Here is a 20,765-nt window from a genome sequence, read left to right as displayed (position 1 = left end):
GCCGAAGGCCGCGGAAACCTGCGGAGACCTGCGGAGACCGGCCGGTCCGGCCTGATGGCCGGGCCGGCCGGAACAGCCCCGAAGGAGCCCGTCCGGACGCTTGTTCCTCTGACTGGTCCCGACCCTACCGCCGTGCCCCTCGGCGCCGCTCGCCGGTCGTGTCTCGAACGGTATGTGAGACGGAAGGCGGGAATGCGTTCAGAGCGTGAAACAATCGCGGCGGCGCACCCCCGAACCAGCAGCGAGCAGGAGAAGCGATCCCATGCGCATCGGAGTCCTCACCGCAGGCGGCGACTGCCCCGGTCTGAACGCCGTGATCCGTTCGGTCGTGCACCGCGCCGTGGTCGACCGGAACGACGAAGTCATCGGCTTCGAAGACGGCTTCAAGGGGCTGCTCGACGGCCGCTACCGCGAACTCGACATCGACTCCGTCTCCGGCATCCTCGCCAGGGGCGGCACCATCCTGGGCTCGGCCAGGCTGGAGCGCGACCGGCTGAGGGAGGCATGCCGGAACTCCGAGGAACTGCTGGAGCGGCTCGGCCTCGACGCGCTCATCCCGATCGGCGGCGAGGGCACCCTCACCGCCGCCCGGATGCTCGCCGACGCCGGGCTGCCGGTGGTGGGCGTGCCCAAGACGATCGACAACGACATCTCCGCCACCGACCGCACCTTCGGCTTCGACACGGCCGTCACCGTGGCCACCGAGGCCATCGACCGGCTGAAGACGACGGCCGAGTCCCACCAGCGGGTGATGGTCGTCGAGGTCATGGGACGCCACGCGGGCTGGATCGCGCTGGAGGCCGGCATGGCCGGCGGCGCCCACGGCATCTGCGTGCCCGAGCGGCCCTTCCAGATCGACGGTCTGTGCAAGATGATCGAGGAGCGCTTCGCGCGCGGCAAGAAGTTCGCGGTCGTCTGCGTCGCCGAGGGCGCTCGTCCGGCCGAGGGCTCGATGCCCTACGAGAAGGGGCAGATCGACCAGTACGGGCACGAGCGCTTCACCGGCATCGGCAACCGGCTGGCCATCGAGCTGGAGCACCGCCTGGGCAAGGAGGCCCGCCCGGTCATCCTCGGCCACGTGCAGCGCGGCGGCACCCCCACCGCGTACGACCGCGTGCTGGCCACCCGCTTCGGCTGGCACGCCGTGGAGGCCGCGCACCGCGGCGACTTCGGCATGATGACGGCCCTGCGCGGCACCGAGATCGTCATGGCGCCGCTGGCGGACGCGGTCACCGAGCTGAAGACGGTGCCGCAGGACCGGATGGACGAGACCGAGGCCGTCTTCTGACCTGTCCGGTGCGGTCGTCCCGGTGCCCGCGCCGCCGGGACGACCGCACCGCCGCCGGCTCTCGCACCGGCCCCTCCCGCCAGCCTTTCTCAGTGCCTTTTGGCGATGAGCCGGTCGAGGACCGGGCGTGGATCGTCCCCCTTCCGGACGACTTTGGTGTACAGCCCCGCCAGGCGGCCGGCGAGCTGGACGTTCAGGCCGCCCTCGCCGATGGCGTTGTCCATCTGATGGAGCGAAACCACGACGACGGCGCAGCCGCGCTCGACGAAGACGTCGCGGACGCCGACCTTCGCCGGAGCCATCGCGAAGGCCAGGCAGGCCGCGGGGTCGGCCGCGTACTCGATGATGTCGATCTTCTCCTCCGTCAGGCCGCGGTTGAGCATCTCCCTCACGCGGAGGATCCGTTTCCTGTCCTTGCCGATGAACGCCCCCCTGGCGTCGGCCCTGGTGGTGCCGGCCACGACGACCTTGGTCCGGGCCCCGGCGCACCGGACGGTCCTCATGACCCGGACCCGCCCCGCCGCCAGCTCCGGTACGTAGCCCGCCAGTATTCGCTCCACCAGCTCCGGGGCCGTCGGCGACAGCCGTGCCGCGCCGTCCGGACCAGGGGACCGGACCAGCGCGGTGACGCTGTCGCCGGCACGCAGGGGGCGTTTCCGGAAGTCCCGGATCTCGCGTAAGTCCACGGCACTCAGTGTCGCCCGGTGCTCCCGGCCGGTGCCCGGCTGGCGGATCCGGCACTCGAAGCCCGCTGGTCCGTCACCGACGACGTGGGCGACGACGGCCGCACCGGGTACGAGGGGGTCGGCCGCGGCGCCGTCCAGGATGTACGCCGCCGCCTGGTCCGGCGTCACACCGAACGCCTCGGCCGTGAGCCGCACCGGTCCGACCTTCTCCTTCGGGTCGCAGCGCGGGCACCGTACGAGGTTGCCCCCGTGCAGCCTCAGCGGCAGGTCCTCCGGGTGGTCCCCGGTGTCCCTGGGACAGGACCACCTTTCGCCGCCGTCGGAACGGGAGCCCAGACCGGGCAGAAGCGACCGGACGGGCACGGTGTTCGCCTCCGCGATCCGCTGGTCGAGCCGGCTGACCTGGTCGAGCCGGGCGAGGTCGGGCACCGGCCTGTCGGACCGCCTGCTCTCGGTGCGGTGCGCGTTCGCCCTCATTCTGATGCCCTCCAGGTCGATGCCCTGGAACGGGTCGTCCTTGCCCGTGGGGACGGGCTCGGTGCCGGTGGAGAGGAAGGGGAGGCGCCATCTGTCGCCCCTGCGCCGTAGCCGCCCGGCCTGGGCCAGCATGGTGAAGGCGTCCGCGCCCCGGTCCGGCGGCACCATGCGCAGCCGCCAGGCGGAGCGGACGGTGCGCGCGGCGGCCGGGGCGAGTGTCCCGTCGGGCCCGGGGGCGTAGGGGACCCAGCGGACACCCTCGCAGCGGGGTCCGCCGAGTTGGGCCCATTCCGGGGCCTTCTCCGGTGTCCCGGAGTCGCCGGGGCCCACCCCCTGCGTGTTCACCTCCGAGAGTTCCAGGAGGACTCCGTCGACGTGGACGTCGATCCAGCGGGCGAAGAACCCGTGGACCGCGGCGTAGGGCACGAGACCCGAGGAGCCGGGCGGGGCGAGGAAGACGGTCCGCGATCTCGTGTCCTCCCAGGACAGTTCACTGCCCCTCAGGGCGTCGAGCACGGCCTCGGCCGGGTCCTCGGCGCCGTCCGTGCCGGGCCCCCAGGCGATCTCCACCGTTTCGAGGCCGGGGGGAGCGGGGGGCGCATCGGTCGTGCGGACAGCGAACACGTAATCCGTGAGACGGCGCATGGGGCCTCCTCGGCGCCCGCCTGCCGGGGCGCCTCCGGTCATCGGTCGGCTACTTTCCGTTGCACCCGCCCAGCCTGCCCGGGGTTCGCCGTGAACTCAACAGCCGAGACTGGAGCCGGAGCCGAAACCGGAGCCGAAACCGGAGCCGGAGCCGGGCGTGGCCGCTTCGGACCGGGCGTGGCCGGACGTCAGCCGCACCGGCGGTAGTGCGGCTCCGGCCGTCCCGCCCGCCCGGCGCCGGCCGGGTAATCCAGGTGGCGGGCGGTGATCCGGCTGACGCACATCCGCCCGGCCACCACGGCGGCCACCACCACGACCTGCGTCGCGAAGAGCCGGCCTGCCAGGCTGCGGGGGCGGAACGGACGCACGGGCCCCGGTCCGCCCGTTCACCCGGCCGGGCGGTTCCCGCGGGAGGACCGGAGCGGCCCGGATCCCGCCGCCCGGACGGGTTTTCCGCGCACGTAATGCACACAACCGTGATCGGCCCCACAGCCGGGTGCATAGTCGCCGGGACTCCACGCGAGTCGGAGCCGCAACACGGAGGAGCCCGACGTGCCACCGCAGAACGAACCGACCGCGCAGGACGAGCGGAACGCGCGGGCCGCGCGGGCCGCGCGGCCCGCGGGACGGGACCGCACCCACTACCTCTACATCGCCGTGATCGCCGCCGTCCTGGCGGGCATCGCGCTCGGTTTCGCCGCCCCGGGGGCGGCCCGGGAGCTCAAGCCGCTGGGCACCGGATTCGTCGACCTCATCAAGATGATGATCTCGCCGGTGATCTTCTGCACCATCGTGCTGGGCATCGGCTCCGTGCGGAAGGCCGCCAAGGTCGGCGCGGTGGGAGGGCTCGCGCTCGGCTACTTCCTGGTGATGTCCACCGTCGCCCTGGCCATCGGCCTGGCCGTCGGCAACGTACTGGACCCCGGATCCGGGCTCCGGCTCACCGAGGAGGCCAGGAGCGCCGGCGCGGCGCAGGCCGGGGGCGCCGGCGAGGGCACGGTCGACTTCCTGCTGGGCGTCATCCCGACGACGCTGGTGTCCGCCTTCACCGAGGGCGAGGTGCTCCAGACCCTGCTGGTGGCCCTGCTGGTGGGCTTCGCGCTCCAGGCGATGGGCCGGTCCGGTGAGCCGGTGCTGCGGGGCATCGGCCACATCCAGAGGCTGGTCTTCCGGGTGCTGGCCATGATCATGTGGGTGGCCCCGGTCGGAGCCTTCGGCGCCATCGCCGCGGTGGTCGGCGAGACCGGCGTGGACGCGCTGACGTCCCTGGCCGTCATCATGATCGGTTTCTACGCCACCTGCCTGCTGTTCGTCCTCGTCGTGCTGGGCGCGCTGCTGAGGCTGGTGGCGGGGGTGAACATCCTCACCCTGCTGAGGTACCTGGGACGCGAGTTCCTGCTGATCCTGTCCACCTCCTCGTCGGAGTCGGCGCTGCCGCGCCTGATCGCGAAGATGGAGCACCTGGGGGTGAGCCGGCCGGTCGTGGGCATCACCGTCCCCACGGGCTACTCCTTCAACCTCGACGGCACCGCGATCTATCTGACGATGGCCTCCCTGTTCGTGGCCGAGGCGATGGGCGACCCGCTCTCGTTGGGGCAGCAGGTCTCCCTGCTCGTCTTCATGATCATCGCCTCCAAGGGCGCGGCCGGCGTCACCGGCGCGGGCCTGGCCACCCTCGCCGGCGGCCTGCAGTCCCACCGCCCGGAGCTGGTGGACGGCGTCGGCCTGATCGTCGGGATCGACCGGTTCATGAGCGAGGCCCGCGCGCTGACGAACTTCGCCGGCAACGCCGTCGCCACGGTGCTGGTCGGCACCTGGACCAGGGAGATCGACAAGGAGCGGGTCGGCGAGGTGCTGGCCGGCCGCCTCCCCTTCGACGAGCGGACCCTCCTCGACGACCCCCACTCCCACGACACCGGCCCCGGCACTCCCGGCCGGAGCGCCGGCGACGGGACCACGCGGGACCCGGCCCTCACCGGGACCGCCACCGAGAGGCCCGCGGGCGTGTGACCTCCCCGTGAACGCCCCGGGCCACCCGCGGCGGCCCCGCCCCGTCTCCCCCGCAGGGCAGGGCCGCCGCGTCCCCGCCTGAGCCGTACGCCGCTACGGCGGCGTACGGCTCAGGCGGGGACGAGCCAGATCGTCGCCAGCGGCGGCAGCGTCGGGGCGATGCCGGCCGGGCGGCCGTGCGCCGGGGCCGCGTCCGCCTTCAGCACCCCGGAGTTGCCCACGCCGCTCCCGCCGTACCGCGCCGCGTCCGTGTTGAGCACCTCCCGCCAGGCGGCGATCCCCTCGGGGACACCGATCGGGTAGTCGGACCGCACGACGGGTGAGAAGTTGGAGACGGCGATCAGCGGCGAGCCGTCGGCGGCGTACCGCAGGAACGCGAGGACGTTGTCGTCGGCCGCGCCCCCCTCGATCCAGGAGAATCCGGCCGGATCGGTGTCCAGCTCCCACAGGGCGGGCGTGGCGGTGTAGACGCGGTTGAGGTCGCGGACCAGATCCCGCACCCCCTGGTGGTCGCCGGCGGCCGAGTACGCCGGGTCCAGCAGCCACCAGTCCGGCCCGTGCGCCTCCGACCACTCCGCGCCCTGGGCGAACTCCTGCCCCATGAAAAGCAGTTGCTTGCCCGGGTGGGACCACATGAAGCCCAGGTACGCCCGGTGGTCGGCCCGCTGCTGCCACCAGTCGCCCGGCATCTTCGACACCAGCGACCGCTTGCCGTGCACCACCTCGTCGTGGGAGATGGGCAGGATGTAGTTCTCCGAGTAGGCGTACACCATCGAGAACGTCATCTCGTTGTGGTGGTACCTGCGGTGGACCGGCTCCCTGACCATGTACTCCAGGGAGTCGTGCATCCACCCCATGTTCCACTTGAAGCCGAAGCCCAGCCCGCCGAAGCCGCCCGGTCCGGTGTGGTGGGTGGCGCGGGTGACGCCGTCCCAGGCGGTGGACTCCTCGGCGGCGGTGATCACGCCGGGGCAGCGGCGGTAGACGGTGGCGTTCATCTCCTGCAGGAAGGCCACCGCGTCCAGGTTCTCCCGGCCGCCGTACACGTTGGGGGTCCACTGGCCGGACTCGCGCGAGTAGTCCAGGTAGAGCATCGAGGCGACGGCGTCCACGCGCAGGCCGTCGATGTGGAACTCCTCGCACCAGTAGACGGCGTTGGCGACCAGGAAGTTGCGGACCTCGGTGCGGCCGAAGTTGAACTCCAGAGTCCCCCAGTCCGGGTGCTCGGCGCGGGCCGGGTCGGAGTGCTCGTACAGGGCAGTGCCGTCGAAGCGGGCCAGCGCCCACTCGTCCTTGGGGAAGTGCGCGGGCACCCAGTCCATCAGAACCCCGATGCCCTCCTGGTGGAGGCGGTCCACCAGATACCGGAAGTCGTCGGGGGTGCCCATGCGCGCGGTGGGGGCGTAGAAACCGGTGACCTGGTAGCCCCAGGAGCCGCCGAAGGGGTGCTCGGCGACGGGCATCAGCTCCACATGGGTGAAGCCCAGGTCCTTCACGTACGCCGGGAGCTGCTCGGCCAGCTCGCGGTAGGTCAGCCCGGGGCGCCAGGAGGGCAGGTGCACCTCGTAGACGGACAGGGGCGCCTGGTGGGGAGCGCGTTCGGCGCGGCGGGCCAGCCACTCCTCGTCGTGCCAGGTGTACGCCGAATCCTCCACGATCGAGGCGGTCGCCGGCGGGACCTCGGTGCGGCGGGCCATCGGGTCGGCGCGCAGGGTGTGGGAACCGTCCGGGCGGGTGATGTCGAACTTGTACAGCGCGCCCGCCCCGACCCCGGGCAGGAACAGCTCCCACACGCCGCTGCCGCCCAGCGAGCGCATGGGGCAGGCGGTGCCGTCCCAGCAGTTGAAGTCCCCGGCGACCCGCACCCCCAGGGCGTTGGGCGCCCAGACGGTGAAACGGGTGCCGGCCACCCCGTCGACGGTCATGGGGCGTGCGCCCAGCGCCCGCCACAGCTCCTCGTGGCGGCCCTCGCCGATCAGGTGCAGGTCCAGTTCGCCGAGCGAGGGCAGGAAGCGGTACGGGTCCTCGGTCTCGACCTCGTCCTGGCCGGGCTCCTCCCCGTAGCGCACCAGCAGCCGGTAGGAGGGCATCGAGGGCTCGGCGGCCAGCGGGAGCACGCCGGAGAACAGCCCGTCCCCGTCGTCGTGCAGCTCGGCCCGCACGCCCTGGGCCAGGACGGCGACACAGCGGGCGTAGGGCCGCAGCGCCCGGAACAGCACCCCGCCGGGCACCCGGTGCGCGCCGAGCACCGTGTGCGGGTCGTGGTGGGAGCCGTGCAGCAGGCGCTGCCGCTCACCGGGGTCGAGCGCGGCGGCGCGCCCGACGCCCTGCCCGGCCGGGGCGTCGTCGCTCCGGCGCGGTGCGGGCGGGCGGGCGCCGGGCCAGTTGGGGGCGTGGTCCTTCAGCGGCTCCCCCTGGCGCAGGGCCACGGGCTCGGACGCCGCCTTCCCGGCCGCGACCTTCTTCGCGGGGGCCTTGCCGGCGGCCCTGGCCGCGGTCCTGTCCGCCGGGGCCTTCTTCGCGCCGGCCTTCCCGGGCACCGCCTTCTTCCCGGACGCCGCCTTCTTCCCGGACGCCGCCTTCTTGGCGGCGGTCTTCTTCGCGGCGGCCTTCTTGGCCACCGCCTTCTTCGCCACGACCTTCTCGGTCGCGGTCTTCTTGGCGGCCGTCCGCCTGGCGGAGGTCTTCTTCGCCGCGGCCTTCCCGGCGGCGGCCTCTCCTCCGGCGGGGTCCGCGGCGCCGGCCGGGCCCTTCGGGCCGGCGGCTCCCCGGGGGGCGGCCGGGGCGGCGTCCTCGTCCCGGCCGCCGGTGCGGACGGGCCGCGGGGAGGTCTCGGAGAACGGTCGGCTGTCGGGACGGGGGGTCACGGAAGGGGCCTCCTGTGCACGGAATCGTTCAGGTGTCCGCGAGCCGCTGGACGGCGGACATCGGGATGGCGAGCCAGGCGGGGCGGTGCCTGGCCTCGTAGAGCACTTCGTAGACGGCCTTGTCCGTCTCGTACGCGCGCAGCAGGACGTCCTCGTCGCGCGGGTCGGAGCCGGAGGCGTCGGCGTAGCCGGAGCAGTAGGCGTCACGATTCTTCTGGGACCACTCGCGGGCCCACCCGGCCTCGCCGGGGGAGGACCGGGCGTGCTGGCACGCCGCGTAGTCGAAGGAGCGCAGTATCCCCGCGATGTCCCGCACCACCGGCTGGGGGCGGCGGCGTTCGGCGATGGGACGGGCGGGCTCGCCCTCGAAGTCGATGACCGACCAGCGGCCGTCGTCCCCCGCGCACAGCGCCTGGCCCAGATGGAGGTCGCCGTGGATGCGCTGGGCGGACCAGGACCGCCCGCCGCGGCCGAGCCCGGCGACGGCGTCGAAGACGGTGTGCAGCTTCCCCCGGTAGGGGCGCAGGGCGGGTACGGCGGCGGCCGCGGCCTCCAGCCGCTCGTTCATGCCGGAGGCGATGAACTCCAGCTGGCGGCGGCCCAGCGCCGTCACCGGCAGGGCCTGCGCCAGCGTGGTGTGCACCTCGGCGATCGCCCGGCCCAGCGAACGCGCGGAGCCGGAGAAGTCGCCGTGCGAGGCCAGCGAACCCAGCGCGAGCTGCCACCCGTCGCTGGTGCCGGGCAGGAAGGGCTGGAGCACGCCCAGCGTCATCGGCTCGCCCGCCTCGCCGCCCTCGCCGGGGCGTTCGCCCGGGCGCGCCTCGAACCAGGCGGCCGGCGCGGGCACCCGGTCCGACCCGGCCCGCGCCAGGGCCAGCGGCAGCTCCAGATCGGGGTTGACTCCGGGGCTGACACGGCGGAACAGCTTGAGGATGTGGCTGTCGCCGTAGACCACCGAGGAGTTCGACTGCTCCACGCTCAGCGGCCTGGGCGGCAGTCCCTGCGGGATCGTGGTGCCGCGCTCCCGCTGGAAGAGCAGCGGGCCGAGCCGCCCGGGGGAGCGCAGCCGCTCCAGCAGTACGGCGGCCAGCCGCGGATCGTGCAGGGCCTCGTACACCGTGCGGCCGGCCAGCGGCCCGTCGGCGGGGTGCCCGATCAGGGACCCGGCCAGCGGCGGCGGCAGGGCGTCGCGCACGCCCAGCAGCAACTGGTAGCAGTCGGCGGGAACCGGATGGGTCTGCTCCGGCCCGCCGGGCTGGCGGGCCCGCACCAGCAGGTGCAGCAGACCCGGCGCGGCGCCGCTGGTGCACGGCAGCAGCTCGGTGGCGGCGACGAGGGCGAATCCGCTGACGGGCCGCCCCTTGCCGGCGAACCAGCGTTGCCGCGGAAGCCATTCGGTGAGCAGTGGCGTGAGCGAACGCAGCAGCGCCGCGCCCTCCGGCTCGCGCGTGGCGACGACGGCGGCGCGCGGCGAGGAGCTGTCCGACATGGCGTCCTTTCCCCGGGCACACGAAAGGTACGGCAGAGTGTCCCGGATTGCGGCTGTGGCTGTCCGGCGGTGCGGGACGTGTCGGGGAGTACCCACCAAGCGGGCTAGCGAACTGCTTCGAGCGGTGCGATCGGTGGTGGGAGGAATACTGCCCGCGGCGGCCCGGGCCCAATCCGTGTCCGGACTCGTTCCCGGGCCGCCGCCGTCCATGCCTGCCCTACCCCCGCCTCACGCCTGCTCGCGCAGCCGGAACCAGTAGAAGCCGTGTCCGGCCAGCGTCAGCAGGTACGGCAGCTCCCCGATGGGAGGGAACCGCACCCCGCCGATGAGTTCCACCGGGTGGCGTCCGCCGAAGGCGTTCAGATCCAGCTCGGTGGGCTGCGGGAACCGCGAGAAGTTGTTCACGCACAGCACCAGGTCGTCGCCGTACTCGCGCAGGAAGGCGAGCACCGCCGGGTTGGACGAGGGCAGTTCGGTGTACGTGCCCAGCCCGAAGGCCGGGTTCTGCTTGCGGATCTCGATCATCCGGCGGGTCCAGTGCAGCAGCGAGGAGGGGCTGCTCATGGCGGCCTCGACGTTGGTGACCTGGTAGCCGTGGACCGGGTCCATGATCGTGGGCAGGAACAGCCGGCCCGGATCGCAGGAGGAGAAGCCCGCGTTGCGGTCGGGCGTCCACTGCATCGGGGTGCGCACCGCGTCCCGGTCGCCCAGCCAGATGTTGTCGCCCATGCCGATCTCGTCGCCGTAGTACAGGATCGGCGAGCCCGGCAGGGACAGCAGCAGGGCGGTGAACAGCTCGATCTGGTTGCGGTCGTTGTCCAGCAGCGGGGCCAGCCGCCGCCGGATGCCGATGTTGGCGCGCATCCGCGGATCCTTGGCGTACTCCGCGTACATGTAGTCGCGCTCCTCGTCGGTGACCATCTCCAGGGTCAGCTCGTCGTGGTTGCGCAGGAAGATGCCCCACTGGCAGCCCGAGGGGATGGCCGGGGTCTTGGCCAGGACCTCGGAGACCGGGTAGCGCGACTCGCGCCGCACCGCCATGAAGATGCGCGGCATGACGGGGAAGTGGAACGCCATGTGGCACTCGTCGCCGCCCCTGGAGTAGTCGCCGAAGTAGTCGACGACGTCCTCCGGCCACTGGTTGGCCTCGGCCAGCAGCACGGTGTCGGGGTAGTGGGCGTCGATCTCGGCGCGGACCTTCTTGAGGAACTCGTGGGTCTGGGGGAGGTTCTCGCAGTTGGTGCCCTCCTGCGCGTACAGGTAGGGGACCGCGTCCAGCCGGAACCCGTCGATGCCCAGGTCCAGCCAGAACTTCAGCGCCGAGATCATCTCCTCCTGGACCTGCGGGTTCTCGTAGTTGAGATCCGGCTGGTGGGAGAAGAAGCGGTGCCAGTAGTACTGCTTGCGCACCGGGTCGAACGTCCAGTTGGACGCCTCGGTGTCGACGAAGATGATGCGGGCGTCCGGGTACTGCTTGTCGTCGTCGGCCCACACGTAGTAGTCGCCGTAGGGGCCGTCGGGATCGCGCCGGGACTCCTGGAACCACGGGTGCTGGTCGCTGGTGTGGTTCATGACCATGTCGATGATGATCCGCATGCCGCGCTGGTGTGCGGCGTCCACGAACTCCACGAAGTCGGCGAGGTCGCCGAACTCGGGGAGGACGGAGGTGTAGTCGGCGACGTCGTAGCCGCCGTCCCGCAGCGGGGACTTGAAGAACGGGGGCAGCCAGAGGCAGTCCACGCCCAGCCACTGCAGGTAGTCGAGCCGGGCGGTGAGGCCCTTCAGATCGCCGATGCCGTCGCCGTTGCTGTCCTGGAAGGAGCGGACCAGCACCTCATAGAAGACGGCCCTTTTGAACCAATCGGGATCGCGGTCCTTGGCGGGCGTGTCCTCGAACGTGTCGATGACGGGTTCATTGACGGTCATGGTTGGGTGACCCTCCGGTCTGTGGGGACGGTCGCAGGGAGAGGATGTGCGCGGGCGCCGCGCCGCGGCCCGGCTCCAGGCGCACATAGTTGTCCCTGCCCCAGTGATAGGTCTCGCCGGTGAGCTCGTCGCGCACCGGAAAAGGTTCGGCGCCATCCGCCTGGGCGGGGGTGAGGCCGAGTTCCGCCAGGTCCAACGAGACCGTGGCCTCGTGGGTGTGGTGGGGGTCGAGGTTGACCACCGTGAGAACCGTGTCGGCGTACGGGTGTGCGCAGTGCTTCGAGTAGACGATGATCGACGGGTTGTCGCTGTGGTGGAAGCGCAGGTTGCGCAGCTCCTGCAGTGCCGGATGGCGGCGGCGCAGCCGGTTCAGTTCGGTGAGGAGCGGGGCGATGGTGGTGCCCGCACGCTCCGCGGCCGCCCAGTCGCGCGGGCGGAGCTGGTACTTCTCCGAGTCAAGGTACTCCTCGCTGCCCGGCCTGACCGGTGTCGACTCGCACAGCTCGTAGCCCGAGTAGACCCCCCAGGAGGGAGAGAGGGTCGCGGCGAGCACCGCGCGGACCTCGAAGGCGTGGCGCCCGCCGTTCTGCAGGTAGGCGTGGAGGATGTCGGGAGTGTTGACGAAGAAGTTGGGCCTCATGTACGAGGCGGCGTCCCCGGAGAGTTCGGTGAGGTACTCGGTCAGCTCGTCCTTCCCGTTGCGCCAGGTGAAGTAGGTGTAGGACTGCTGGAAGCCGATCTTGGCGAGGGTGTGCATCATCGCCGGGCGGGTGAACGCCTCGGCCAGGAAGAGGACGTCGGGGTCGGTCCCGTTGATCTCGCCGATCACCTTCTCCCAGAAGACGACCGGCTTGGTGTGCGGGTTGTCCACGCGGAAGATCCGCACCCCGTGGGACATCCACATCCGCAGGATCCGCACGGTCTCGGCGACCAGCCCGTCCATGTCCGCGTCGAACGCGATGGGGTAGATGTCCTGGTACTTCTTCGGCGGGTTCTCGGCGTAGGCGATCGTCCCGTCGGGGCGATGGTGGAACCACTCCGGGTGCTCCTTGACCCAGGGGTGGTCCGGGGAGCACTGCAGGGCGAAGTCCAGGGCCACCTCCATGCGCAGTTCGCGGGCGCGCGCCACGAAGCGGTCGAAGTCCTCGAAGGTGCCCAGGTCCGGGTGGATCGCGTCGTGCCCGCCGGCGGCCGAGCCGATGGCCCAGGGACTGCCGACGTCGTGGGGACCGGCGGTCAGGGAGTTGTTGGGCCCCTTGCGGAACGATTCGCCGATGGGGTGGACCGGCGGCAGGTAGACCACGTCGAAGCCCATGTCCGCGATCGCGGGCAGCCGCTCGGCGGCCGTGCGCAGGGTGCCGGGGACGGGCGGCTCGCCCTCCTTCACCACCGCGCCCTCGGAGCGGGGGAAGAACTCGTACCAGGAGCCGAACAGCGCCCTCCTGCGCTCCACCAGCAGCGGCAGGGGGCGGGTGGCGGTGACCGCTTCGCGCAGCGGGTGGCGGTCCAGCGCGGAGACCACCTCGGGCGCCAGCGCGGCGGCCAGCCGCGCGGCGACCGGGCGGGAGGCGTCGCGCAGGGCCTCAACCGCCTCCAGCACGGCCGCGCGGCCGCCGTCCTCGGGCACCCCCGCGGCGGCCCGCTCGTGCAGCAGCGCGCCCTCGGCGAGGGTCAGCTCGGCGTCGATCCCCGCCGGGACCTTGATCCTCGCGTTGTGCCGCCAGGTGCCGACCGGATCGCCCCACGCCTCGACGGTGTAGGACCAGCGCCCCTCCGAGCCGGGGGTGACGTCGGCGCCCCAGCGGTCGGTGCCCGGCGCCAGCTCCCGCATCGGCGTCCACGGACCCGGACTTCCGCTCGGGTCCCGCAGGACGACGTTGGCGCCGACCGCGTCATGGCCTTCGCGGAAGACCGTGGCCGAGACCCGGAAGGTCTCGCCGGCCACGGCCTTCGCCGGGCGGCGCCCGCAGTCGACGAGCGGATGGACGTCCAGTACGGGAATGCGACCGATCATTGGATCACCTGGTGGCGTTACGGATGGTTTTGTTCTTTCTATCTGTTCCACAGACCGTTGACGGGCCGGGGGCATGGCCGCTCCTGTCCGCTTTCACTCGGCTGGCGTGACGGTTGTCCCGGGAGAACCCGGGAAGGGCGGTAGGAGGAGAGACTGCCCGCCCGGACGGGACGGGCATCCGCCTCAATGTGAACTACTGGTAAGCAAAAGTGCCCAACCTGACCGTTCCCGCCACGAGCCGGGAAACTCCTTCTCTCTTCGCGCCGGTGGCGGCACCGGGTGCCAGGCGGAGGGCCGGCGGAAGGCGGACCGGGGCGCCGTGCGCGGGCGCACGACGAGTGCTCGCATATGCGCCTATGGGTCCGTTGGTGATGTGATGACGGGTTACCGGGCGAAATGGGGAGCGAATCCGGCTACCGTCGAGGTGTGAAGGCCATTCGTCGATTCTCTGTACGTCCCGTCCTTCCGGAGCCCCTACGACCGCTCAGCGACCTGGCGCACAACCTGCGCTGGTCCTGGCACCCCGAGACCAGAGAGCTCTTCCGCCGCGCCGACCCCGACGGCTGGCGGGCATCCGGCGGCGACCCGGTGCGGACACTGGGCACCGTCCCCGCCCGGAGGCTGGAGGAGCTGGCCCACGACCGCGACTTCCTGGAGCGGCTGTCCGCCGCCGCGGCGGATCTGCGCGAGTACCTGACCGAGCCGCGCTGGTACCAGCACGCGGAGGGTGAACTGCCCGCCGCCATCGCTTACTTCTCCCCCGAGTTCGGCATCACCGCCGCTCTGCCCCAGTACTCCGGCGGGCTCGGCATCCTCGCCGGGGACCACCTCAAGGCCGCCAGCGACCTCGGCGTCCCGCTGATCGGGGTGGGCCTGCTGTACCGCCACGGCTACTTCCGCCAGAGCCTGTCGCGCGACGGCTGGCAGCAGGAGCACTACCCCGTCCTGGACCCCAACGAGCTGCCGCTGGAGGTGCTGCGGGAGCCGGGCGGCGCCCCGGTCCGCGTGGACCTGCGGCTGCCCGGCGCACGCACCCTGCGCGCCCAGGTCTGGCAGGCCCGCGTCGGCCGCGTCCCCCTGCTGCTGCTCGACTCCGACGTGGAGGACAACGCCCCGCGCGAACGCGACGTCACCGACCGGCTCTACGGAGGCGGCAGCGAGCACCGGCTGCTCCAGGAGATGCTGCTGGGCATCGGCGGAGTGCGGGCGGTGCGCGCGTACTGCCGTGTCACCGGTCACCCGGAACCCGAGGTGTTCCACACCAACGAGGGGCACGCCGGCTTCCTCGGACTGGAGCGCATCCGGGAGATGAGCGGGGAGGGCGTGCCCTTCGACACCGCGCTGGAGGCCGTGCGCGCCGGGACGGTGTTCACCACCCACACCCCCGTCCCCGCCGGCATCGACCGCTTCGACCGCGAGCTGGTCGCCCGCCACCTCGGCGACGACGGCGAGCTGCCCGGCGTGGACGTGGAGCAGATGCTGCGGCTGGGCACCGAGACCTACCCCGGCGGTGACCCGGGACTGTTCAACATGGCCGTGATGGGCCTTCGGCTCGCCCGGCTCGCCAACGGCGTCTCCACACTGCACGGTGCGGTCAGCCGGGAGATGTTCGCCGGGCTGTGGCCGGGCTTCGACGCCGCCGAGGTGCCCATCACCTCCATCACCAACGGCGTCCACGCCCCCACCTGGACCGCCGACGAGATGCGGGCGCTTCCCGCCGACACCGGCGGCGCCGGGCTGTGGGAGGCCCGCCGCACCCTGCGCGAGCACCTCGTGCACGAGGTGCGCCGGCGACTGCGCGCCTCCTGGCGGCAGCGCGGCGCCTCGGACGCCGAACTCGGCTGGATCGACGGAGTCCTGGACCCGGACGTGCTCACCATCGGCTTCGCCCGCCGCGTCCCGTCCTACAAGCGGCTGACGCTGATGCTGCGCGACCGCGAGCGGCTCACCGAGCTGCTGCTGCACCCCACCCGCCCCGTCCAGCTCGTGGTCGCGGGCAAGGCGCACCCGGCCGACGACGGCGGCAAGCGGCTCATCCAGGAGCTGGTGCGGTTCGCCGACGACCCGCGGGTTCGCCACCGGATCGTCTTCCTGCCCGACTACGGCATGGCCATGGCGCAGAGCCTCTACACCGGCTGCGACGTCTGGCTGAACAACCCGCTGCGCCCGCTGGAGGCGTGCGGGACCTCCGGGATGAAGGCGGCGCTCAACGGCTGCCTCAACCTCTCGGTACGGGACGGCTGGTGGGAGGAGTGGTACGAGCCGGACTTCGGCTGGGCCATCCCGACCGCCGACGGCGGCGGGCCCGGCGCGGCGCACGAGAGCGCGCAGGACCGCCAGCGGCGCGACGACATAGAGGCCGCGGCGCTCTACGAACTGCTCCGCGAGCATGTGGCGCCGTGCTTCTACGACCGCGGACCGGCCGGCGACGGGCTGCCCGGGCGGTGGATCGAGATGGTCCGCCAGACCAGGCAGAGGCTCGGGCCGAAGGTGCTCGCCGACCGGATGGTGCGCGAGTACACCGAGCGGCTGTACGCCCCCGCCGCCCGTGCCCACCGGGCCCTGGACGCCGGCGCCGCCGGGCGGCTGGCGGCCTGGAAGGCGCGGGTGCGCGCGGGCTGGCCGCGGGTGGCGATCGACCATGTGGAGTCGGTCTGCGAGTCCGTGGAGCTGGGCGGTTCGCTGTCGCTGCGGGTGCGGGTGGCCCTGGGGGGCCTGGACCCGGACGATGTGGAGGTGCAGGCGGTCGCCGGGCGGGTGGACGAGTCGGACTCGATCGCGGGCGACGAGGCGGTGCGCGTACCGCTCAAGCCCTCCGGCGGGCCGGAGGAGGACGGGAGCCGGCTGTACGAGGGGCCGCTGGCGCTGGACCGCACCGGGCCGTTCGGCTACACCGTCCGCGTCCTGCCCTCCCATCCGCTGCTGGCCGGCCCGGCCGAGATGGGGTTGGTGACCCTGCCGCCGGACGACCTCGGCGCCCGGGAGGCCGCCGGGGTGCTGCTGCGCTGAGGGACAGGCGGGCGGAGCCGGGAGACGAGGGGAGGGGAGCCGCGCCTCCGGCGCGGCTCCCCTCCCGTGTTTCCGTTCCCTTGTCTCCGTTCCCGTCGTTCCGCTCTCACCGGCCCGGAGCGCGGGCCGGGAGGCGGATCAGAACGTCAGCTTCCAGCTGTTGACGTAGCCGGAGTCGGAGCGGTAGACGTCCTGGACGCGCAGCTTCCAGGTGCCGGAGGCAGCCTCGGAGGAGGCGTTGACCGTGTAGGACGCCCGGACGTCGTCGCCCGAGTCCCAGGAGCTGTTCTTGAGGCGGTAGGTGCTCCCGTCCGGCGCCACCAGGTCGATGACGAGGTCACCGCGGTAGGTGTGGACGATGTCCACGTCCACCTTCAGTGTGCTGGGCGCGTTGCCGGACCTGTTCACCGTGATCGGCGACTCCACGGTGCCCGGGTCCGGGATGGCGTAGTCGTCGGTGTTCTCGAAGACGTTGTCGCCGGGCTCCTGGCCGCCGCCGTCATCGGGCCGGGAGCCGACGTTGACCGCGGCCCAGGCGTGGGCCACCGCCTTGTGCTGGACGCTGTCGGCGCCGAACAGGTCGGCCGCGGCGGAGAGGGTGGCGGTGCGGGCGCCCGCGTAGGTGGTCGTCGACGTCATCTTCTCGGTGAGCGCCTTGAACCAGATCTTCTCGGCGGCCGCGATCCCGACACCGGTCACCGGCTTGCCGTCGGAGGTCGGCGAGTCGTAGGAGACGCCGTTGATGGTCTTGGCGCCGCTGCCCTCGCTGAGCAGGTAGAAGAAGTGGTTGGCCGGGCCCGAGGAGTAGTGGACGTCGATGCCGCCGATGCCGGAGTACCAGTAGTCCTTGGAGCTGCCGTCCCGGCTGGGCTTGTCCATGTAGCGCAGCGGGGTGCCGTTGCCGCGGATGTCGATCTTCTCGCCGATGAGGTAGTCGCCGACGTCCGAGCTGTTGTTCGCCCTGAACTCCACGGCGGCGGCGAGGATGTCGGAGGTCGCCTCGTTCAGGCCGCCGGACTCGCCGCTGTAGCGCAGCCCCGCGGTGTTGGAGGTCAGACCGTGGGTCATCTCGTGGGCGGCGACGTCGATGGAGGTGAGCGGCTTGGAGTTGTTCGCGCCGTCGCCGTAGGTCATGCAGAAGCAGGAGTCGGACCAGAAGGCGTTGACGTAGGCGTTGCCGTAGTGCACCCGGCTGTACGGGGCCTTCCCGTCGCCCCGGACGCCGTTGCGGCCGTGGACGTTCTTGTAGTAGTCCCAGGTCAGGGCCGCTCCGTAGTGGGCGTCCACACCGGCTGTCTGGCGGTTGGACGGCGAGCCGTTGCCCCAGAGGTCGTCGGCGTCGGAGAACAGGGTGCCGGTGCCGGAGGAGCCGCCGTTCAGGTCGTAGGTCCGGTGGTTGCCGCGGTTCACGTCGGTCATCGTGTAGGAACCGCTGGACCCGCTGGTGCCCAGGGAGACCCGGCCGCTGTACATGCTCTCGCCGGTGCCGGTGTGCACGCCCTCCCACTCGGCCAGCTTCTCGCCGGTGGCCGCGTCGGTGACGATGTGCAGCTCGCTGGGGGTGCCGTCCTCCTGGGTGCCGCCGACCACGCGCTCCCAGGCGAGCACGGGCTTCCCGTCCGCGGCCCAGACCACCTTGCGGGGCGCGGTGCTGCCCTCGGCCGCGGCCTCGGAGGGCTTCTTCGAGGCCGGGGCGGCGGTGGAGGGGACGGCTATCTTCGCCGCGGTGGCCTTGGCGACCTCGGCCACCGCACCGCCGGGCGACTGCTCGACGACCAGATCGCCGCCGAGTACGGGCAGCCCGTCGTAGGTGCGCTCGTAGCGGGTGTGGACGGTGCCGTCGGCGTTCTTGATCACGTCGCGGACGACGAGTCTTTCCTTGGCGCCGAGGCCGAGGGCCCTGGCGGTGGCGGAGCTGCCGGCCTCCGCGTCGCGGAGCAGTTCGGCCCGCTGTGAGGGGGAGAGCTCGACGGAGAGGGCGCCGGGGTCGGGCTTGGCCTGGGGGGCGGCGGTGGAGACCTGCGACTGGAGGCCGACGGCCAGCAGCGCCGACGCGGCGACGAGGGCGCCGGTGGCGGTGGCACGTCTGCGGGGGGTGGATCTGCCTGTCACGCTGAACTCCTCGCTGGAGAGCGGTGTGGAGACGGACATGGTGCGCCTGAGGGTGTGGGGACCCGTGGGGGGAGCGGCTGTGCACAGCGTGGAGAGAGTGGCACCGAAACGGTGATGATGACAGGGTCAGGTCAAGAAAATGGCCGGAACCTGTCCGCTGTCGGAAAATCGCTGTCCGCTGACCGAACGCGATGGAAACGGCGGAGAAACCGGGCCGTCACGGGCGTCCGCCAGGCTCGGGGGATCCGGGTGCGGGAGTCCCGCCCGGCGGGTGCGGCCCCGCCGGGCGGTGCGCCGGGCTTGTGCGTTGGGCTCTGCGCCCGGTCAGGCCAGGCTGTCGCGCCAGGCGCGGTGGAGTCCGGCGAAGCGGCCGTCCCCCGCGACGAGATCGGCCGGCGAGCCGTCCTCGACGATGCGCCCCGCCTCCATGACCAGCACCCGGTCGGCGATCTCCACCGTCGACAGCCGGTGGGCGATCACCACGGCGGTGCGCCCGCGCAGCATCGTGTCCATGGCCCGCTGGACCGCGCGCTCACCGGGGATGTCCAGGGAGGAGGTCGCCTCGTCCAGGATGAGCACGGCCGGATCGGCCAGCAGCGCCCGGGCGAAGGCGACCAACTGGCGCTGCCCGGCGGAGATCCGGCCGCCGCGCTTGCGCACGTCGGTGTCGTACCCCTCGGGGAGGGCGGCGATGAAGTCGTGGGCGCCGATCGCCCGCGCCGCCCGTTCGATCTCCTCCCGGCTCGCCTCCGGGCGGCCGATCGCGATGTTGTCGGCGACCGTCCCGGAGAACAGGAACGCCTCCTGGGTCACCATGATCACCTCGCGCCGCAGCTCGGAGGTGGCCAGCTCCCGCAGATCGGCGCCGTCCAGCAGCACCCGGCCCGCCGTGGGGTCGTAGAAGCGCGCCAGCAGCTTGGCGAGCGTGGACTTGCCCGCGCCGGTGGAGCCGACCACCGCGACCGTCTGCCCGGCCGGGATCTCCAGATCGAAGTGGGGCAGCACCTCGCCGCCCGTGCGGTACGCGAAGCGCACCCCCTCGAAGACCACCGTGCGGCCCGGCCGCCCGCCGGCCGGCGGCGGCAGCCGCCGGGGGTGCTCCGGCTCGGGGACCCCCGGCGCCTGGGCGAGCAGCCCGGCGATCTTCTCCAGTGAGGCCGCCGCGCCCTGGTAGGAGTTGAGGAACATCCCCAGCCGGTCGATCGGGTCGTACAGCCGCCGCAGGTACATCGCCGCCGCCGCCAGCACGCCCAGCTCCAGCGAGCCGGACGCCACCCGGTAGGCGCCCCACAGCACGATGGCGGCCAGCGCGGTGTTGGCCACCAGCCGGGAGGAGACCACATAGCGGGCCATCTCCAGGATGGCGTCCCCGTTGTACCGCAGGTGGCGGTCGTTGAGCCGGCCGAACTCCGCCTCACCCGCCCGCTCGCGGCGGAACGCCTGTACCGGGCGGATGCCATTCACCGTCTCCACGAACTTCACGATCATCGCCGCGGTGGCCGTGGACTTCCTGCGGTAGACCCGCAGCGAGCGGCGCCGGAAGTTCCGCACGATCAGCAGGAGCGGAACGAAGGAGAGCAGTGCCGCGCCGCCCAGGCCCAGGTCGAGCCAGAGCAGCACCGAGCAGATGTAGACCACCGACAGGATCACGCCCAGCAGTTCCTGCAGCCCCTCGTCGAGCAGCTCGCGCAGCGCCTCGACGTCGGTGGTGGCGCGGGAGATCAGCCGTCCGGAGGTGTAGCGGTCGTGGAAGTCCACGCTGAGCACCTGGGCGTGCCGGTAGATCCGGCCGCGCAGCTCCAGCAGCACGCTCTGGTTGACCCGGGCGGCGGCGCGGACGAAGGCGTACTGCAGGCCGCCCGAGGACAGCGCGCACACCGCGTACCCCGCCGCGACGGCGGCCAGTGGGCCGCCGTCACCGCCGCGCAGGGCGGGCACCGCCCGGTCGATGGCGTACGCGACCAGCAGCGGACCGGCCTGTACGGCGGCCTGCTGGAGCAGCAGCAGGAGGGCGGCCACCGCCACCCGCGGCCGCAGCGGGCGCAGCAGCGAGCCGAGCAGCCGGAGCGAGGCGCCCTTCGGCGCGGGCAGCACATCGCGGTCGAAGGCGTCGGGCGCCCCGGGGCGCCCGGACTCCTCCGCCGGTCCGGGCGGGCCGGGCGGTGCGGCCGGTCCCGTGCCCGGTGCGGCCTTCGCGTCCGGTGAGTCCCGTGCGTCCCCGTCTCCGGAGGACGGTTCGGTG

11 protein-coding genes are annotated in these 20,765 nt (G+C 72.4%); 3 read left to right on the top strand and 8 right to left on the bottom strand.

All coding sequences use genetic code 11. From position 1 onward, the window contains the following. Positions 1–262: 262 nt before the first annotated feature. Positions 263–1,288 (top strand): ATP-dependent 6-phosphofructokinase, encoded by a 1,026-nt coding sequence (locus tag ACW69E_RS07780; protein WP_206349589.1) that lies wholly within the window; start codon positions 263–265, stop codon positions 1,286–1,288. A gap of 89 nt (positions 1,289–1,377) precedes the next feature. On the opposite strand, the gene ACW69E_RS07775 is transcribed toward ACW69E_RS07780, so the two are convergent. Beyond that, the gene (locus ACW69E_RS07775; protein ID WP_457497447.1) at positions 1,378–3,096 is read right to left on the bottom strand and encodes a hypothetical protein; all 1,719 of its coding nucleotides are present in this window, start codon (positions 3,094–3,096) and stop codon (positions 1,378–1,380) included. 188 nt (positions 3,097–3,284) lie between these two features. Beyond that, on the bottom strand, positions 3,285–3,464 hold the full coding sequence (locus tag ACW69E_RS07770) for a hypothetical protein (protein ID WP_457497446.1): 180 nt from the start codon (positions 3,462–3,464) through the stop codon (positions 3,285–3,287). 283 nt (positions 3,465–3,747) lie between these two features. Between ACW69E_RS07770 and ACW69E_RS07765 the strand changes: the two genes are divergently transcribed. Continuing rightward, entirely contained in the window at positions 3,748–5,106 is a 1,359-nt protein-coding gene (locus tag ACW69E_RS07765; RefSeq protein WP_457497621.1) for a cation:dicarboxylate symporter family transporter, read from the top strand. A 110-nt stretch (positions 5,107–5,216) separates the two neighbouring features. Here the strand turns inward: ACW69E_RS07765 and glgB are convergent, their stop codons facing one another. The 4 genes from glgB to ACW69E_RS07745 form a co-directional block, all read right to left on the bottom strand. Next, on the bottom strand, positions 5,217–7,973 hold the full coding sequence (gene glgB / locus ACW69E_RS07760; RefSeq protein ID WP_457497445.1) for a 1,4-alpha-glucan branching enzyme: 2,757 nt from the start codon (positions 7,971–7,973) through the stop codon (positions 5,217–5,219). Between the two features lie 28 nt (positions 7,974–8,001). Next, positions 8,002–9,462 (bottom strand): maltokinase N-terminal cap-like domain-containing protein, encoded by a 1,461-nt coding sequence (locus ACW69E_RS07755; protein ID WP_457497444.1) that lies wholly within the window; start codon positions 9,460–9,462, stop codon positions 8,002–8,004. A gap of 228 nt (positions 9,463–9,690) precedes the next feature. Next, positions 9,691–11,388 carry a maltose alpha-D-glucosyltransferase gene (gene treS / locus ACW69E_RS07750; protein WP_457497443.1) on the bottom strand — a complete coding sequence of 566 codons (1,698 nt, stop codon included), beginning with the start codon at positions 11,386–11,388 and terminating at the stop codon, positions 9,691–9,693. Further along, positions 11,375–13,402: an alpha-1,4-glucan--maltose-1-phosphate maltosyltransferase gene (locus tag ACW69E_RS07745; RefSeq protein ID WP_457497442.1), complete on the bottom strand. Its 2,028-nt coding sequence runs from the start codon at positions 13,400–13,402 to the stop codon at positions 11,375–11,377. The genes treS and ACW69E_RS07745 overlap by 14 nt, the downstream gene beginning before the upstream one ends. Before the next feature lie 426 nt (positions 13,403–13,828). On the opposite strand from ACW69E_RS07745, the gene glgP reads away from it, so the two are divergent. Beyond that, positions 13,829–16,411: an alpha-glucan family phosphorylase gene (gene glgP, locus ACW69E_RS07740; protein WP_457497441.1), complete on the top strand. Its 2,583-nt coding sequence runs from the start codon at positions 13,829–13,831 to the stop codon at positions 16,409–16,411. Between the two features lie 138 nt (positions 16,412–16,549). Here glgP and ACW69E_RS07735 read toward each other — a convergent pair whose 3' ends face one another. Together ACW69E_RS07735 and ACW69E_RS07730 are read right to left on the bottom strand one after the other, a co-directional pair. Next, positions 16,550–18,562, bottom strand: coding sequence for a M4 family metallopeptidase (locus ACW69E_RS07735; protein WP_457497440.1), 2,013 nt, complete (start codon positions 18,560–18,562; stop codon positions 16,550–16,552). 285 nt (positions 18,563–18,847) lie between these two features. Beyond that, positions 18,848–20,765: ABC transporter ATP-binding protein (locus ACW69E_RS07730; protein ID WP_457497439.1), on the bottom strand; the 1,918-nt coding region annotated here is incomplete at its 5' end.

It is taken from the genome of Streptomyces sp. SS8, assembly GCF_054072955.1.
This window is presented reverse-complemented; position numbering and strand designations above follow the sequence as displayed.

Bases quoted from the DNA above. Each gene is read 5' to 3' on its own strand.
- ACW69E_RS07780 (WP_206349589.1), top strand. From the start codon at position 263: ATGCGCATCGGAGTCCTCACCGCAGGCGGCGACTGCCCCGGTCTGAAC.
- ACW69E_RS07775 (WP_457497447.1), bottom strand. From the start codon at position 3,096: ATGCGCCGTCTCACGGATTACGTGTTCGCTGTCCGCACGACCGATGCG.
- ACW69E_RS07755 (WP_457497444.1), bottom strand. From the start codon at position 9,462: ATGTCGGACAGCTCCTCGCCGCGCGCCGCCGTCGTCGCCACGCGCGAG.
- treS (WP_457497443.1), bottom strand. From the start codon at position 11,388: ATGACCGTCAATGAACCCGTCATCGACACGTTCGAGGACACGCCCGCC.
- ACW69E_RS07745 (WP_457497442.1), bottom strand. From the start codon at position 13,402: ATGATCGGTCGCATTCCCGTACTGGACGTCCATCCGCTCGTCGACTGC.
- ACW69E_RS07735 (WP_457497440.1), bottom strand. From the start codon at position 18,562: ATGTCCGTCTCCACACCGCTCTCCAGCGAGGAGTTCAGCGTGACAGGC.